Source organism: Roseateles asaccharophilus (genome assembly GCF_004362405.1).
GTDB lineage: Bacteria > Pseudomonadota > Gammaproteobacteria > Burkholderiales > Burkholderiaceae_C > Kinneretia > Kinneretia asaccharophila.
Genome location: NZ_SNXE01000001.1, coordinates 401793 through 416724 on the forward strand (window position 1 = coordinate 401793; position 14932 = coordinate 416724).

Sequence of the window (14932 nt, forward strand, 5' to 3'; positions counted from 1 at the left end):
CGGGGATGCGCAGCCTGAGTTTGCGCAGCTGGTGGACCCTGCTGCTCCTGCTCCTGGTCAGCACCATGTTTGCCGTGGTGGGCAGCCTAGTGCTCGCCTACCGGCTGCCGCAGGTCGAGCAGCGCAACCGCGACCTGCTCAACGAGCGGGTGCAGGGCGCCAGGCATCAGCTGGAGCAGTACACGCGCATGGTGGAGGATCAGCTGCGCGGCTTCGCCACGGCTGCCAGCCAGATGGACGGGCCAAGGCGTCAGATGCTGGCCCAGGTCCTGGCCGATCACTCCCGGCTGTTCAACGCCGTCTACGTGCTGGACCACGAGCAGCGGGTCGAGGTGCTGGCCCTGGCGGCAGATCAGGGGCCGCCCCTGTTGGACCAGCTGCGCGGCATGGACCTCTCGGCCAGTCCCCTGGTCCGGGAGTTGGCGCGCGGCGCCCAGGGCCACAGCAATGCGCCGCTGTGGAGCGGTGAATACCTCTCGGTGCTCTCGGGTCGCAACACCGTGGCCGTCGGCCTGCTGCTGCAGGGGCGCAGCTTCATCCTGGAGCTGTCCGCGCCGCAGCTGCTGGCCAGCATCAGCCGGCGTGGCCAGGCCTCTTCGGCGGAGTTCGAACTGATCGTCATCGATCAGCGCGGCCGGGAGCTGGCCTCGTCGCACGGTGTTGAGGGCCGCATGCTGTTTCGCGACTTCAGCGGCAGCGCCAGCTTCCGCGCCGCCCTGGCCGGCCAGGACCCACCTCCCCAGGAAGTGGGGACCGATGGGCAGGCCCTGAGCTACGCCGGAACGCGCTCAGACAAGCTGGGCTGGGTGCTGATGGCCAGCAGCCCGCGTGGCATGGCCGAGTACCACTACCGCGTCACCGTGCTGCTGGTTCTGGCCGGCCTGATTGCCGGTCCGGTGCTGGCGCTGATTGCCGCACCGGTGGCGGCCGCCTTCATGGCGCGACCCTTGACCCGGCTACAACGACGCGTGCGGGCCATCGCGGCAGGCGAATTGAATCCCCCCTCCGTCAAGCCCTCCGCCATTCTGGAGTTGCAGCGCCTGTCTGAAGACATCGCACGCATGGTGGACCAGCTGCAGGCGCGTGAGGCCGATGCGCGCCGCGCGGCCGAGCGGCTCAGCGCCACGCTGGAGTCGGCGCCCAGCATCGCCATCCAATGGTTTGACAGCGAAGGCCGCATCCTCTATTGGAACGAGGCCTCCACACGCATGTATGGCTTCAGTGCGCTGGAGGCAGTGGGCTATTCACTCGCGGAGCGCACCCTCTACCTTCGGGACGAGGAACAGGTCCAGGCCCTGAAGGCGGTGATCGCCGATGTCATCGAGACCGGCCAGCCTTTCGGACCGACCGAGTTCACGCTGCGGCACAAGGATGGGCACGAGCTGCTCGTGTTGGCAACCCTGTTTGCCATCCCGGCCGAGGACGGCAGCCGCCTTGTGGTCTGCATGGATGTGGATGTGACCGAACACCGCCGGGCCGAGGACCAGATCCGCAAACTCAATCTGGAACTGGAAGACCGGGTCGTCGAGCGCACCGAGGCCCTGTCCGCCGCCAATGCCGAGCTGGCCATGAATCTGGAGGCACTGCGCCAGGCGCAGCAGCAGCTGGTTCAGGCCGAAAAGCTTTCCGCCCTGGGCCGCCTGGTGGCCGGTGTGGCCCATGAGCTCAACACCCCCATAGGCAATAGCCTCATGGCCGTGTCCAGCCTGCGCGAGCCCATGGAGCAGATCCGCGCCGCCATGGCCGGTGGCGGGCTCAAGCGCTCCATGCTGGAGAGCTTTGTCACGCATGTGGGCGAGGGCACGGACATCGCGCAGCGCAATCTGAGCCGGGCGGCCGAGCTAGTGATGAGCTTCAAGCAGGTGGCGGTGGACCAGACCACCACCCAGCGGCGCCGCTTCAAGCTGGATGCCGCCATCGAGGAGATCCTGCTCACCCTCAACCCCATGCTCAAGCGCAGCGCTCACAAGCTGAGCCTGGACATCGAGACGGATATTGAGCTGGACAGCTATCCGGGCCCCCTGGCCCAGGTCATCACGAATCTGGTCCACAACGCCCTGCTGCACGCGTTTGAGGGGCGCGAGGGCGGTGGCCAGATCAGCATACGGGCCCGGCGGCTGGAGGCCCAACCTGGTCTGGTGCAGCTGGATGTGGGCGACAACGGCCTGGGCATCCCGGCACAGGCCATGGGCCGGATCTTCGACCCCTTCTACACCACGCGCATGGGGCGCGGTGGCACCGGCCTGGGCCTGCACATCGTGCACAACCTGGTGACCCAGCTGATGGGCGGACAGATCCGGGTGCAGAGCCAGGAGGGCAAGGGCACGGTGTTCGAGCTGCTGCTGCCCTTGGAGGCACCCGCATCGAGCGCGCCGGCCTAGTCCCTGTCCTGAGGCTCGGGCGCCAGCACGGCAGCAAAGCGCTGCAGCAGGGCAGGCAGCCGCGTGCCGTCAAACCAGCGCAGCACCAGCACCGACTGCCAAGCCGGCTCCACCCACACCACATGGCCTCCGGCCCCCATCATGAAGAAGGCCTGGGTCGAGGCCGCGGGAAAGCTGCGCCCGTCGCGGTTGAGCCAGACCAAGCGCCCATAGAAGGGAGCGATGGCACAGGGCTCGCTCAAGGCGCTGACCCAGTCCCGCGGCAGGATCTGTCGTCCGCCATGCGCACCGCCATCCAGCAGCAACTGGCCCACACGGGCCTGATCGCGTGCGCTGACGCTCACGCCGCCGCCCCAGTGCGTACCGCCCGGCACCGACTGCACCGGGCCCAGGCCCGGCAGCTCCACCCAGGCGTCGTCGTAGCCGCGCCAGGCAAAGCCCTCGCCCCCGCCGAGAGGGCGAAGGATCTCGTTCAGAAAGACCTCGGGCAGGGGCCGGCGCAGCAGATGCAACAAGGCCAGGGCCAGCTGGTTGATACGCACATCGTTGTACTCCCAGTAGCGGCCAGGCGGCTGCAAAGGGCGCGCCCCACCCTTGGGCCCACCCGCGGGCCGCGGGTCCTGCGCCACCTTGCGCCAGCGGTCCACCTGGTCCGGCAGGCCGAAACACTCACCCTCCCACTCGCTGGTCTGCTCCAGCAGCATGGCCCAGCTGATGCGGCGGTTGTGCGAGCCGTCAAAGCCTATGCCCGGCAGCTGCTCGGCCACCGACCGGTGCAGATCGGGCAGCAGGCCCTCACGTCGGGCGATGCCGGCGAGCAGGGCCAGATAGGTCTTGGCCACGCTGAATGTCAGGTCGGACCGATCCGGCTCACCCCAGGCCGCCAACTCGTGGCCACGCTGCCAGAGCACGCCGCTCTGGGGCCCTCGCGCATGCACCGGCCCGCGCAGACGGTTGTAGGGAGCGGGGTCCTCGTGATGCACCCCCCAGGGCGCTGCCCCGGGCGGCAGCACGGCGGCCGGATCGCGAGGCCAGGGACATTCATGCGCTTGCGCAAAGGCCAAGGCCTGCGCCAGGGAAGCAGAGAGGTCGGAACATGTCACGGGCATGCTTGAATTAGAGAGCTTCCACGCAGAGCGGACAAGCCGACGGACCTTTATGACGTGTGCCGAAGAGCGCCTGGCGGCATACTTGGGCGATGGCCGCACTCGACCCCTGGACACTGTGGATGGCCAACACCGCCATCCTGCTGTTTGCGGCTGGCGTGTGGGCCGTCCTGGGTGGCTTCTACCGCATCGCGCCGAGCGCGGCCGCCTTCTTCTTCGCCAGCCAGTGGATGGCCTTGCCCGCCCTGCCCTGCCAGGGCTGCGGACCGCCCTGGCCCGGGGCTTGGCTGCCGGTCTGGGTGCTGGCGCTGTGCGGGCTGTTGTCCCTGGGTCTGCTGGCCGCAGGGGTGAGCCGCCTGCTCAAGCTCCGGGCCCAGCGCCGGCTCGCAGGGCCGGCCCTGGCGCTGGGTGCTGCCGCGCTGCTCAGCGGTGTGCTGGGCCAGGAGACGCTCTCTTTGCGACTGGCCTTGCTGGGCATGGCCCTGGCCGCGGCACTCAGTGGCCTGATGCTGTGGCGCGGCACGACCGGCGCTCATGAGCACTGGCCCTGGCGCACCGCGCTGTGCCTGCCCTATCTGGCCATCAGCCTGCTGACCTTGCTGATGGCCCTGTTCCAGCCGGCTTATCACGTGCCCGGTTTGGCCACGCAGCTCCTACCGGTGGCCCTGCATGTGTGGATACCGCTAAGCCTGATGGCCCTGGCCGTGCGTCGCCTCTGGCTGCGCATTGCCCACCTGGCCCGACACGATTCACTAACCGGCGCGCTGAACCGACGCGCCCTTGATGAAATGCTGGCCCGGGCCCGGGCTCGGCTACGCCGCGGCCAGAGCTTTGCCTGGATCGTGCTGGATGTCGATCACTTCAAGCAGATCAACGATGAGCTCGGACATGCGGGCGGCGATGCGGCCCTGCGCCACATCGCTCGACTGCTGATGGAGGAGTGTCGCGAGCCCGATGCGGTGCTGCGCCTGGGCGGCGAGGAGTTCGGCCTGCTGCTGCCGGGCTGCGATCTGGCCGGCGCCACAACCCTGGCCACACGACTGCGCCGGCGCATCCTGGAACGGCCGCTGCAATGGGAAGGGCGCTCTGTGGTGCTGCAAGCCAGCTTCGGCGTCAGTCAGGCCCGGCCGGAGCTGGATGCCGGTGACAGCAGTGACGCCCTGCTGCAGCGCAGCGATGCCCTGCTCTACCAAGCCAAGGCCTCAGGGCGCAACTGCGTGGTCACTGAACAGGGTGAGGTGCCGGCATGAGCATGGCCCCCCAGACCGTCACGCTGCTACTGCTTATCAACACGCTGTGCCTGCTGGCCTGCACAGCGTGGCTGCTGATGGCCAGGGTGCGCCACTTCGCGCGCCGGGTGTCCTGGGTCATGGCCGCAGTCAATGTGCTGCTGGTGCTGGGTATCGGGCTGTATGCGCTGCGCGGACGGCCCGATTGGCCGGCCCTGCTCACCCACGAGGGCTCGGTGACCCTGCTCATGGCGGCTTTCGGGCTGATGTGCAGCTTCGGCCCGCTGATCGCGCTGGAGGCGCCCCGCTGGCGTGCGCCCGCGGGGCTGGTGCTCGCCACCCTGGCCCTGCTGCTGCTGCTGCCACAGGGCTCACGGTGGTGGCTGACCGTCAGCGCCCTGGGCATCACGCTGATGATCCTGCTGATCTGTCACGGGGTCTACATCCGGCTGTTGCGTGTGGTGAAGGCGGCCACCGCATTGCTGCTCACCCTGCCCTACATCCTGCTGAGCCTCATGTTCGCCCTGCGCGGGCTGGGCTTTGTGCTGCTGGACCCGAGCCAGCAGGGCCTGCTGACCCAGAGCCTGACAAACACCCTATGGCTCTGGACCGGCTTCTTGATGGTGCTGCTCATCAATGCCCAGGTCGCCTTCATGCTGGTGCTGCGCCTGGTACTGCAGCTGCAACAGCTCATCCACCAGGACGCACTGACCGGCGCCCTCAACCGACGCGCTTTCGAGCTGGCCATGAAGCAAGCACATGCCGCTCATGAACGCGGACAAGCGCAGGCCCTGGTGCTGGTGGATATGGACCACTTCAAGCGCCTGAACGATGAGCTGGGGCACCCCGCCGGGGACGAGGCGCTGCGCTGGCTGGTGGCCCGGGTGCGTGAGGTCTTGCGTGAGGTGGACACCATCGCCAGGCTGGGGGGTGAGGAGTTCGCGCTGCTGCTGCACGAGTCCGACAAGCAGGGCGCGTTCCAGGTGGCCGAGCGGGTGCGTGCACGGCTGCGACAGCTGGACTGGCAATGGCAGGGCCGGCCCTGGCCGCTGCGGGCGAGCTTTGGCGTGGCCGCCTGGGAAGCCGGCGATAGCGGGCCCGAGCGCGTGCTGGCGCGTGCCGATGCGGCCCTGTACGAGGCCAAGCGACAGGGGCGCGACCGGGTTTGCTGAGTGCGGTTCCGGTCGGCAGGCCACCAGGCCGCTGCTGGCTCAAGGAGCCGGCAGCCGCGCCAGCAGCCGGGGGCCGGTGCTGGCGTCCCAGCCCAGCACCAGCCCTTCGCCGGATGCGGTGTTCACCCCCAGCAGATCGCTGAGCACGAACATATGCGTGACCCAGACCTCGAAGCCCGCGCCCTGGCGCACCGCAACGCCAAGGGCCTGGCGCAGCTCGGCCAGGCTTTGCGCATTGGTCTCCTCGCTGCCGGCGCGCGGCGAACCCAGGGCCGACCAGGCCTCGGCACGGCCGAAGGCCAGCTCCGCCGTGTCCATGCAGCGGCACCAGGGGCTGCTGCGTACCCGCGCCGGGCTCAGGCCGGCCGCGCGCAGGCGCTGTCCCAGCGCGCGGGCCTGGGCCCGGCCCTGTTCGCTCAGATTGCGCTGGGTGCTGCAGTCGCCCAGCTTGAAGCTCGGGGGATCGAAGGTGCCGGGCGCCAGGGCATGGCGCAGGGCCAGCACCACGCCGCCGCGCTTGAGCAGGGCCAGGGCGTCGGCGTCGGCCTCGGGACCGGGACCGGCCGCCAGGGCCAGACCGGGCCAGCCCGCCACAGCGGCCAGCTGCAACAGCCGGCGGCGGGCCAGAAGTTCTTGCGAGGTGTTCGAGGGCATGGGGCTCTTTCGCACAAGACCGCGACAGCGCCGCATCATGCCCGGCCCGCGAGCCCGGCACCGGCTCAGGGTTTTGGCGGACGGCTCCCACCCAGACCGGGCGCGAACAGTTCCATCACCCGCAGCCGGGCCCCATGGCGGGTGAAGACCGAGTTGCGCGACCAGAGCATCTGGCTGGACGGCGCCGCGCCGGTGGCGGCCTCCCACTGCCGCGCCATTTGGCGCCAGGTATGGCCATGGCGGGCTAGGCGCCGCGGCTGCAGCTCGCTGCGCGCCACGCGCGGATCGGCGTACAGCAGATGACCCAGGGGCTTGGACCCCAGGCCCTTGAGCGCCTTCCAGGGGCCGGCCAGGGCCGCCCCGTGCAGGGCGGAGCGGGCCCAGACCAGGGGCTGACCGTCCACATGCAGGATGACCTCGCGCACCACGGTGCAGCCGCGCCGCGGCAGGCCCAGGGCGCGCCGTTCGGCGGCACGCAGCGGCGCCACGGTCTGCCTGAGCACCTGGACCTGATAACGCTCGCCCAGGGCCGCCAGGCGGCGGCTCAGAGACCCCGGCGCGCGCAACCAGGCGCGCAGACCGGCACGGCTCGCAATTCCCATGGTCGGTGCTTCAGCGTCCGAATTCCTCGCCCAGCTCCCGGGCCCGTCGCTCGGCCGCCAGCACGGCGCGGCGGATGGCGGCATCCACCCCCTCGGCCTGCAGGCTGCTGATGGCGGCATGGGTGGTGCCGCCCTTGGACGTCACCTTCTCGCGCAGCTGGGTCGGCGATTCACCCGACTGCAGACCCAGGGCCGCCGCGCCGCCACAGGTGGCAAAAGCCAGCTGGCGCCCCTGCTCGGCGCTCAGCCCCAGCTCCTGGGCGGCCTGCATCATGGCCTCGACCATGAAGAAAAAGTAGGCCGGCCCCGAACCCGAGAGCGCGGTCACCGCGTCGATCTGCGACTCCTGGGCCAACCACAGCAGGGCCCCGGTGGGTGCCAGCACCTGCTCCACCAGCTGCCGGTCGCCGGCCGAGACCGCGGCGCGGGCATACAGTCCCGTCATGCCTTGCCCGATCAGGGCCGGGGTGTTGGGCATGGCCCGCACCACGCGCTCGCTGCCGCTGGCCTGCGCCAGGGCCGCACTGGGAATGCCCGCCATGACCGAGAGCTGCAGCGCATGGGCCAGGCGCCCCGCCAGCGGTGCGGCGGCGGCCTTGAAGAGCTGGGGCTTGACGGCCCAGACCACCAGCTCGGCCTGCGCCAGACCGGCCGCGTCCAGGGCCACCGCGTCCGCGCAGGCTTGCAGGCCGAAGTCCTGGGCCAGTCGCTGGCGCTGAGCCTCCCAGGGCTCCAGCACCAGCAGGGAGTCCAGCGGGCGGCCGGCGCGCAGCAGGCCACCGATGATGGCGCTGGCCATATTGCCGCCACCTATGAATGCAATGCGAGAAGTGCTCATCGTGCCTTGAGTGTAGGAGGGCTGTTCAGTAGTCCAGGCGCAGGCGCTGGCCCTTGTAGCTCAGCACCGCGCTGCGCAGCTGGATCTGCTCCAGGCGCAGACCCGGGGCGATCTGATCGCCCTCGCGATAGACCTGGCCGTTGAGGATGAGCATGCGGTGGGCCGGGGTGGGCGAATGCATGGCGCCGCCCACCTGCAGCGAGGGCAGCTCGGCGCGCAGTGCGGGGCTCAGTTCCGCCAGGGCCGGTGGCTGTGTCGAGGCCGCGGCGACCACGGCCGCCGAGGCAGCCGGCGGCGGTCTGAGGGCGTCGGCTCTCACTGCGGGCGGCAAGGCGGCGGGCGGCGGCGGAAGCGGCCAGGGCGCACTCGGCGCACGCATCTCGGCGTCTGGCGAGGCAACTTGTGTCGGGGCAGGTGCCGGGGCCACCGCCGGCACCGGCGGGCGGACCTCGGGAGTGGGCTTGGCCGGCGCCTGGGCGCCAGGCGCAAGAGGCGGCGCCGTCACGGCAGCCGGCGCTTGCCAGAGCCAGAAGGCCGCGGCAGCCCCCAGCAGCAGGGACAGTCCCAGGCCCAGCCACCACCAACGCCGGCCGGACCGGGCCGCTGGGGCGCCCGCGGCCTCGGGGCCGCCCTGGCCGCTCCAGGCCTGGCTGTGCAGACGCGGCACCTGGCCCCGTTCACGTTCTGACTCGGCGCGTCGCAGCGCCTCAAGAATGTAGGACATGGCTAGGAGGGCTGATGAGGGTCCAGACGCGGCTCGTTCAGGCCCACGGCACGGTTGAGCTGCATCAGGGTGACGGGACCGGGGCGCCCGTCGCTGCGCAGGCCCTGGCTGCGCTGGAAACTGCCGAGCCGGCTGCGCAGGGCGGTGTCGAAACGCGCGCGCGACTGCGCCTCCGTCTGGGTCAAGGGCGGCAGCTCGAAAACTCGCGCCAGTTGCTGATCCAGCCAGCCCAGGCCGGCCTCGCTCAGGCCGCGGCCCGAATAGCCGCCCGGCGGGCTGCGCCAGAGGGTCAGGAAATCGCCGCGCCAGAGGCGGCTCAGCCTCAGCAGGTCCAGGCGCTGCACCCGGCCGTCGGGCAAGCGAAGCCGGGCCTGGCGCTCGTCCAGTCCCACCAGAAGCGCATGCACCGGCGCCGCCCCCTGCTCCGAGGGGTACAGGCGCAGCAGGGCCGGGCGGTCCAGCAGACGCAGCTGAGCCAGCCCCTCCGTGCTGCGGAAGCACTGCAAGGGGTTCTCGGTCGCGGGGGTCGCATCGGCCCGGGCCTTGAGCGCCTGGCAGGGGTCGGGGCGGGCGGCCAGGGCCTCGGCCTCCGCCAAGCCCCAGAGCCTGGCCAGCGCGGCCCAGGCCTGGCGCTCGTCCTTGAGCCCCAGCGCGTCGGGCGGCACGTCGACCGCTGCGCTCGGCTCGAGGGCCTCCGCCGGCTCACTGGCGGCCGCGGAGGCCGGGGCCGGGGCCGCTTCGGCCGCCGAACCCGGCACGGCCGCCGCGCTGGCGACCACGGGCGCGGGCTGCGCAGCCGGCTGGGACCAGGGCAGGCGCTCGCCCAGCCCCAGCACGGCGGCGGTGGCCAGCGCGGCCAGACCCAGCCCCCCAGCCGCCAGCAGGGCGGCGCGGCGAGGCAGGGTGGGTGCCGCGGCCGGCGGCCCCCCAAAGACCTCGGCCGCGGCGCCTTGCACGGTGCGCACATCCACCTTGGCACGGCCCTGGGCGTAGGCGCCCAGCAGGGCGCGATCGCACAGCAGATTGATGCGCCGCGGCACGCCGCGGCTCAGACGGTGAATCAGTCTGAGCGCGCGCGCGTCGAAAGGCAGGGCCGCCTCGGCCCCGCCGGCCACGGCCAGGCGGTGGCGCACATACTGCGCACTCTCCTCGGCGCTGAGTGCGCCCAGGTGGTAGCGCGCGATCACGCGCTGGGCCAGCTGCTCCAGCTCGGGCCGGGCCAGCATGCTGCGCAGCTCGGGCTGGCCGATCAGGATGATCTGCAAGAGCTTGCGCTCGCTGGTTTCCAGATTGGTCAGCAGGCGCAGTTGCTCCAGCACCTCGGGGGCCAGGTTTTGCGCCTCATCGATGATGAGCACGCAGCTGCGGCCCTGGGCATGGGCCTGCAGCAGAAAGCGGTTGAGCCGGTCGACCAGATCCTTGAGCGAGGGCACGCTCTCCGGCGGCAGCTCGATATGGAACTCCTCGCACACGGTGCGCAGCAGCTCGCGCACCGTGAGGCGGGGGTTGAAGATGTAGGCGATGTCGCAGGTGTCGGGCACCTGCTCCAGGAAACAACGGCAGACCGTGGTCTTGCCGGCACCGATCTCGCCCGTCAGCAGCACAAAGCCGCCGCCGCCCGACAGCCCGTAGAGCAGATGCGCCAGGGCCTCACGATGGCGCTCGCTCATGAAGAGGTAGCGCGGATCCGGCGCGATCGAGAACGGCTCGTGGCGCAGGCCGAAGAAGGCGGCGTACATGCGGGACGCGCGAGGGGGGGTGGTTCGGCTGCGGGTGGCGGCTTACTTGTAGAAGGCCTCGACCTTGCCCTTGAGCTTCATCAGCAGCGGGCGGCCTTTGCGGTCCACCGTGCGGCCGGCCGGCACCTTGATCCAGCCCTCGCTGACGCAGTACTCCTCCACGTCGAAGCGCTCCTTGCCATTGAAGAATATGCCGATGTCGTGCTCGAAGACCGCGGCCACATGGTGGGGGCTGCGCGGGTCGATGGAGAGGTGGTCGGGCAATGCGGGCTTGTTGTCGCTCATAGAGGTATCTCAAGGGTCTTTTGCTCGCGCTATTGTCCCAGAGGACGGGGCCCCAACGCTGCTCAGACGCTTTCGACTCTGCGCAGACCCGTCCGGACAAACGCCATTCGTCGTGCACAGCGCATCACGCTATCCTGCGCCACGAATTCAGGGAGCAGGGAGGATGCGCTCGCATGTGCTCAAGATTCATGGAACGCCCAGACGGTTCAAGAATGGGGCGTGGCAAGTCATGACGGTTGCTGAGGCTTTACAGAGCGTCAAGCCGACCTTATTGACGCTTGCCGCGCTCACTGTCGCTGCTTTTGCAGCGAGCACCTCGGCCCATTCATGCAGCGCCCCCATGCCCGCGCCGCTACCGACACATGGCGAGGGCGGCAGCACGGAGCTACGTTGGCAGCCTGTGTCCGGAGCCAGCGCCTATCTGCTGTGGGCGCAATGGCGCGTACCGGAGGCCGAAGTCTTGAAGACCCTGGAACTCAGCACCGAGCAGCCGCAATTCGCGCTGCCGGCCAGCCCCGCGCCCGAGCGGCTGCTGAAGCTGCAGGTCGAGCTGATCAGCCTGTGCGCCGACGGCACGCGCTCGCGCCCGGCGCTGCTGCGCCAGTTTCAACAGGCCTTGGCCGGCAGCGACTGCCCGCCGCCGCAGCCCCTGCCCAGCGTCCGCGAGCCGGGCGGGAAGGCCGTGCTGGCGCGCTGGCAAGCTCAGGCCCATGAACGTTTCGAGCTGCGTTGGGAGGCTGGCGGGCGCGACGCCGGCGCCGGCGCCATGGACAGCGGTGACGCGACCGTCAGCGAAGGCCAATGGCGCCTGTCTTCCGCCCATAGCGAAGCGTTCGAACAGCCCTGGCTGATGCGCGTGCAGCGGCTGTGTAGCAAGCGCCAACGCAGCGCGCCCAGCTACTGGCTGGTTCCGTGAGAGGGCGCCGCGGCGCCGTTCGCGGCCTGCGGCAGACACAGACGCCCCACCCGCTGCCCAAGCTCCAGGCCGGCATCGTTGTCGTAACGCGGGTGGATCCCACCCCACAGGCGCGATAGAGAGGCCTCCTCCGCCAAGGCCCGCCACCGAGACGCCGCCTCGGGTGCATAAAAGGTGAGCACCGCGGCCGCGGCACCGGACACGGTCGAGTGCCCCGAGACATAGCCCGGAAAAGGCGGCGTCACCAGCCAGGGCTGGAAGTCCGGCTGCCACTCGCGCTGAATGGCGCTCACCGGCCGCTCCCCCCAGTACTGCATCTTGATGCGCCACGCGGCCACCAGGGCGTCATGCATGGCCATGTTCAAGCGCGCCAGCAACTCGGCCTGCCGGGCGGGCGCAAGCGGGTGCTGCCGCAGATGCTCCAGCGCCACTGCATTCCAGACGCCGGGTGGTGTGATGCTGCCGGCATCGAGGTTCCAGCGTTCGGCCGCTTCCTTCTGAGCGGGAGTGAGGGTGGCGCGCACCGTCATCACCTCGCGCATGTCCGCCGTCCAACGCGCAGACCCATAGGCCGGCGGCGGCTCGGTCTGCAGCGACTCCGTGCCCGCACACCAGGGTGTCCACTGCGGCGCCTGGGGCTCGGTGGGCTGCTCGGCGAACAAGGGGGGCGTGCGGGCCCAGACGCCCGGCTGCCAGCTCGGTTTGACCAGCGGGCGGCGGCGTGCATCGGCGCCGTCGGTCAGGCTGCGTTGCAGCAGCGCCGCGCTGACCTCCGCAGCCGCTGCCTTCAGCGCGGCCTGCTGCGACTCGTCGGCAAGACCCTGCTGTGCGCGCAGCGCCGCCATCTGCCAGACGCCCTGAGCCTCCTGCGGCAGCAGCCAGGCGGCGGTGGCTGCAAGGCTGATGTCCAGCAGCGCGGCCTGGGCGGGCGGATCCCCCGCGGCTGTTGCAGCGGTCTGCAGCGAACGCCACTGCGCCACACGCAGATAGCTGAAGATGCGCGCCGCGCGCAGCGGGTTGTGCTGGCGCGCACGTACGACCGCGGTGCTGCTGCGGAAAGTCAGCTCCTGCACCCGCTCGCCGCTGGCTTCGGCGGCGCTGAGATGCACCAGCGGCTGCGTGGCGGCATGCGCCGGCAGGGCAAGGCAGCAGGCCAGCAGCAGGGGCAGGCCCAGCGGAAGGACGAATGGGCGACTCGGGGTGGCGCTGCTGCGGTGCATGGCTGGGCAGGGGCCCTTCGGGGGCGAAATGGAATGACGCGGGATCGAGTCTCGACGCAACGCCGGTCAAGAGCAAGAACTGGCCCCATGCATCAAGCCCGTGCGCTCGGTGCCCCCGGCGCCAGAAGCATCTGTCATTCGGTTTGATCCGGTCTGGTGGCAGTCAGTAGGGCTACGAACCCAACCATCTACCTATCAGCCGCCCACCCGCGCCGCATAGTCCGCCAGGGTCTTCTGGTGCTCACGGCACTCCCCGTCGAACGGGCTTTGCGTCAGACAGCGCTCATAGTCCTGCAAGGCGAGTTGCCATTGACCCAGCTCCCAGTACGCCCGCGCCCGTCCGCGCAGGAAGTCCGCGCGGCGGCCGTGGCTCAAGGCCGCGTTGTAGTGCTGCAGCATGGCCTGGAAGTCGCGCTGACGGTACGCCGCCTCGCCCCGGTCGGCGGCGGCCTCGCCCATGAGGGTCCACAACAGGGGGTTCTTCGCAGCCGGGCCTTCCAGCCCTTGCGTGAACTCGTCCATCGCCTGGTAGCTGCCACCCCAGCGTGGCAGCAGCCCGCCCAGAAAGCGTTGCCTGGGCATATAGGCTTCGGGGCGCGCCGCCAGCGCCAGATCCAGCCAACGACGGGCCTCCCCAGGGCGCCGCTTGTCGCTGCGGGCCATCGAGATCAGCAGGGTGTGCGCGGCGGTGAAGTCCGGTTTGAGGGCCAAGGCGGCCATGAGATCCTGGCGGGCCAGTTCATGCTGCGCCGCCATGGCCTCGAACTGCTCGCGCGAGGTCTCACGCGCCCAGCCGGCGCCGCGCAGGGCATAGCCCAGCCCCACGCGGTAGCTGCCGCGCGCGCCGAGCGCGATGTAGGAGGAAGACGGCCGCCGCTGCGCCACCCAGGCATCCAGGCGCTGCTCCAGGCCCGGCACATCACTCTGCTGCAGCGCTTCAAACAGGTGTTGGTAGGCAATCTCGCGCGCCGGCAGTTGCTCCCAGCCCTGCTCATGGGCACGGGCCTGCGCCTCGAAGGCCTCGAACTCTCCGTCCAGCACCAATTTCAGCAAGGCCTTCGGGTCGGGCGGGCTGTGCTCGGCGTAGGCCAGCAAGGCCGCCGTCGCGGCGGCGCTCAGGTCTGGACGGGTGTCGGGAGTGCCGCGCTGGCAGCCGACTATCAGCAACAGGCTCAGCATCATCGAGGCGCGCTGCAGGCGCTGCTGCTGCTGCGGCAAGGACTTGCCGCTCTGGCCCACCCGGCCGTTGCGGCGCCAGCGCCATGGCCGGACCTTCGCCCCGCGCATCATGTCTTCATCCAAGGACCCGCCCACGAGTTCCTCCCCCCTTTCGGCCTCATCTCCGCAAACTCCCGAGCGCTCCCCCCGCGAGGAAAGCGCCGATCACCATGCCGGCCGGCCCGGTGAAGTGCTGCGCCAGGAAAAACAGGCCGGCGACCACCACCGCCAGCGCGAGGGCCTCGCCTAACAAGGCTTGCCCCACGCTCCTTGGACCTGCCCTCGTCCCGCCGTCACATGCGCAGTTAGCCACGAAACCGGCAGCTCGACGCCTGAGGGTTGGGAATAGGACTCCCAGAGCGAATGCGCCCAGCACAAACACCAAATCGTGGTTCATCGACACGCTCAACTCGAAGGGGATGCCGGCGGGACGCTGCTTCCTGCGGTGGTACCGCCATGGTTTCCAATTGGCTCTCCAGCCCCCAGCTCCCAGTGCCCATGACTTGGACAGAAATCTATACAGGGCTTGAAGCTAGCTGTCCAAGTTGTGCTCGTGCCGATCTATCGACTCGGCGATTGAATCGGCACTTTCAGATAGCCTCGCGTTAACAACTTTGATGCTCTTGCCGGTGTAGTATGAAGCTGGTCGCTCGAGCTGAATACTATCGATCCGTCCTCTAAAAAATTCAACCTGCGCTACCTCTACCGCGCCTCCAACGTCGATTGACACGTCAACAATTCTGTCGCGCCATTCAACTTCCTGAACTTCACTAAAATCTCTGACATAGAATTTATTGTAGAAGCGCGGACGAGAAATCTGTTTGTGAGACCGCTGCACAAAAACCGTG

Annotated in this window: 14 protein-coding genes; 5 read left to right on the forward strand and 9 right to left on the reverse strand. The window is 69.7% G+C overall.

The window, feature by feature from the left end; all coding sequences use genetic code 11:
* Positions 1 to 5 precede the first annotated feature (5 nt).
* Positions 6 to 2381 (forward strand): ATP-binding protein, encoded by a 2376-nt coding sequence (locus tag DFR39_RS01815; RefSeq protein ID WP_133601822.1) that lies wholly within the window; start codon positions 6 to 8, stop codon positions 2379 to 2381.
* On the opposite strand, the gene DFR39_RS01820 is transcribed toward DFR39_RS01815, so the two are convergent.
* Complete coding sequence (locus DFR39_RS01820) at positions 2378 to 3490, reverse strand: serine hydrolase (RefSeq protein ID WP_133601823.1); 1113 nt, start codon at positions 3488 to 3490, stop codon at positions 2378 to 2380. The two genes, DFR39_RS01815 and DFR39_RS01820, sit on opposite strands and share 4 nt — an antisense overlap.
* An 89-nt stretch (positions 3491 to 3579) precedes the next feature.
* Between DFR39_RS01820 and DFR39_RS01825 the strand changes: the two genes are divergently transcribed.
* Together DFR39_RS01825 and DFR39_RS01830 are read left to right on the forward strand one after the other, a co-directional pair.
* On the forward strand, positions 3580 to 4737 hold the full coding sequence (locus tag DFR39_RS01825) for a GGDEF domain-containing protein (protein ID WP_133601824.1): 1158 nt from the start codon (positions 3580 to 3582) through the stop codon (positions 4735 to 4737).
* Positions 4734 to 5888: a GGDEF domain-containing protein gene (locus DFR39_RS01830; protein WP_133601825.1), complete on the forward strand. Its 1155-nt coding sequence runs from the start codon at positions 4734 to 4736 to the stop codon at positions 5886 to 5888. Before DFR39_RS01825 ends, DFR39_RS01830 begins: the two co-directional genes overlap by 4 nt.
* A 39-nt stretch (positions 5889 to 5927) precedes the next feature.
* On the opposite strand, the gene DFR39_RS01835 is transcribed toward DFR39_RS01830, so the two are convergent.
* From DFR39_RS01835 to DFR39_RS01860, 6 genes are all read right to left on the reverse strand, one after another.
* Positions 5928 to 6542 carry a histidine phosphatase family protein gene (locus tag DFR39_RS01835; protein ID WP_133601826.1) on the reverse strand — a complete coding sequence of 205 codons (615 nt, stop codon included), beginning with the start codon at positions 6540 to 6542 and terminating at the stop codon, positions 5928 to 5930.
* A gap of 65 nt (positions 6543 to 6607) precedes the next feature.
* Entirely contained in the window at positions 6608 to 7144 is a 537-nt protein-coding gene (locus DFR39_RS01840) for a chorismate--pyruvate lyase family protein (RefSeq protein WP_162849376.1), read from the reverse strand.
* A gap of 10 nt (positions 7145 to 7154) precedes the next feature.
* Entirely contained in the window at positions 7155 to 7982 is an 828-nt protein-coding gene (proC, locus tag DFR39_RS01845) for a pyrroline-5-carboxylate reductase (RefSeq protein WP_133601828.1), read from the reverse strand.
* Between the two features lie 25 nt (positions 7983 to 8007).
* Entirely contained in the window at positions 8008 to 8706 is a 699-nt protein-coding gene (locus DFR39_RS01850; RefSeq protein WP_133601829.1) for a general secretion pathway protein GspB, read from the reverse strand.
* Between the two features lie 2 nt (positions 8707 to 8708).
* Positions 8709 to 10445: an ExeA family protein gene (locus DFR39_RS01855; RefSeq protein ID WP_133601830.1), complete on the reverse strand. Its 1737-nt coding sequence runs from the start codon at positions 10443 to 10445 to the stop codon at positions 8709 to 8711.
* 42 nt (positions 10446 to 10487) lie between these two features.
* Positions 10488 to 10730 (reverse strand): DUF3297 family protein, encoded by a 243-nt coding sequence (locus DFR39_RS01860; RefSeq protein WP_133601831.1) that lies wholly within the window; start codon positions 10728 to 10730, stop codon positions 10488 to 10490.
* Positions 10731 to 11070: 340 nt separating this feature from the next.
* Between DFR39_RS01860 and DFR39_RS01865 the strand changes: the two genes are divergently transcribed.
* On the forward strand, positions 11071 to 11646 hold the full coding sequence (locus DFR39_RS01865) for a hypothetical protein (protein WP_133601832.1): 576 nt from the start codon (positions 11071 to 11073) through the stop codon (positions 11644 to 11646).
* Here the strand turns inward: DFR39_RS01865 and DFR39_RS01870 are convergent.
* Together DFR39_RS01870 and DFR39_RS01875 are read right to left on the reverse strand one after the other, a co-directional pair.
* Entirely contained in the window at positions 11628 to 12866 is a 1239-nt protein-coding gene (locus DFR39_RS01870; RefSeq protein WP_133601833.1) for a vanadium-dependent haloperoxidase, read from the reverse strand. The genes DFR39_RS01865 and DFR39_RS01870 overlap by 19 nt on opposite strands.
* Before the next feature lie 195 nt (positions 12867 to 13061).
* Positions 13062 to 14156 (reverse strand): DUF4034 domain-containing protein, encoded by a 1095-nt coding sequence (locus DFR39_RS01875; RefSeq protein ID WP_133601834.1) that lies wholly within the window; start codon positions 14154 to 14156, stop codon positions 13062 to 13064.
* On the opposite strand from DFR39_RS01875, the gene DFR39_RS01880 reads away from it, so the two are divergent.
* Entirely contained in the window at positions 14155 to 14334 is a 180-nt protein-coding gene (locus tag DFR39_RS01880) for a hypothetical protein (protein ID WP_133601835.1), read from the forward strand. The two genes, DFR39_RS01875 and DFR39_RS01880, sit on opposite strands and share 2 nt — an antisense overlap.
* The last annotated feature ends 598 nt before the right edge of the window (positions 14335 to 14932 follow it).

What these genes read in the sequence shown, in the direction of transcription:
- DFR39_RS01860 (WP_133601831.1), bottom strand. Translation starts at nt 10,730, where the DNA reads ATGAGCGACAACAAGCCCGCATTGCCCGACCACCTCTCCATCGACCCG.
- DFR39_RS01865 (WP_133601832.1), top strand. Translation starts at nt 11,071, where the DNA reads ATGCCCGCGCCGCTACCGACACATGGCGAGGGCGGCAGCACGGAGCTA.
- DFR39_RS01825 (WP_133601824.1), top strand. Translation starts at nt 3,580, where the DNA reads ATGGCCGCACTCGACCCCTGGACACTGTGGATGGCCAACACCGCCATC.
- proC (WP_133601828.1), bottom strand. Translation starts at nt 7,982, where the DNA reads ATGAGCACTTCTCGCATTGCATTCATAGGTGGCGGCAATATGGCCAGC.
- DFR39_RS01850 (WP_133601829.1), bottom strand. Translation starts at nt 8,706, where the DNA reads ATGTCCTACATTCTTGAGGCGCTGCGACGCGCCGAGTCAGAACGTGAA.
- DFR39_RS01830 (WP_133601825.1), top strand. Translation starts at nt 4,734, where the DNA reads ATGAGCATGGCCCCCCAGACCGTCACGCTGCTACTGCTTATCAACACG.
- DFR39_RS01870 (WP_133601833.1), bottom strand. Translation starts at nt 12,866, where the DNA reads ATGCACCGCAGCAGCGCCACCCCGAGTCGCCCATTCGTCCTTCCGCTG.
- DFR39_RS01855 (WP_133601830.1), bottom strand. Translation starts at nt 10,445, where the DNA reads ATGTACGCCGCCTTCTTCGGCCTGCGCCACGAGCCGTTCTCGATCGCG.
- DFR39_RS01880 (WP_133601835.1), top strand. Translation starts at nt 14,155, where the DNA reads ATGTCTTCATCCAAGGACCCGCCCACGAGTTCCTCCCCCCTTTCGGCC.
- DFR39_RS01835 (WP_133601826.1), bottom strand. Translation starts at nt 6,542, where the DNA reads ATGCCCTCGAACACCTCGCAAGAACTTCTGGCCCGCCGCCGGCTGTTG.
- DFR39_RS01875 (WP_133601834.1), bottom strand. Translation starts at nt 14,156, where the DNA reads ATGATGCGCGGGGCGAAGGTCCGGCCATGGCGCTGGCGCCGCAACGGC.
- DFR39_RS01840 (WP_162849376.1), bottom strand. Translation starts at nt 7,144, where the DNA reads ATGGGAATTGCGAGCCGTGCCGGTCTGCGCGCCTGGTTGCGCGCGCCG.
- DFR39_RS01820 (WP_133601823.1), bottom strand. Translation starts at nt 3,490, where the DNA reads ATGCCCGTGACATGTTCCGACCTCTCTGCTTCCCTGGCGCAGGCCTTG.
- DFR39_RS01815 (WP_133601822.1), top strand. Translation starts at nt 6, where the DNA reads ATGCGCAGCCTGAGTTTGCGCAGCTGGTGGACCCTGCTGCTCCTGCTC.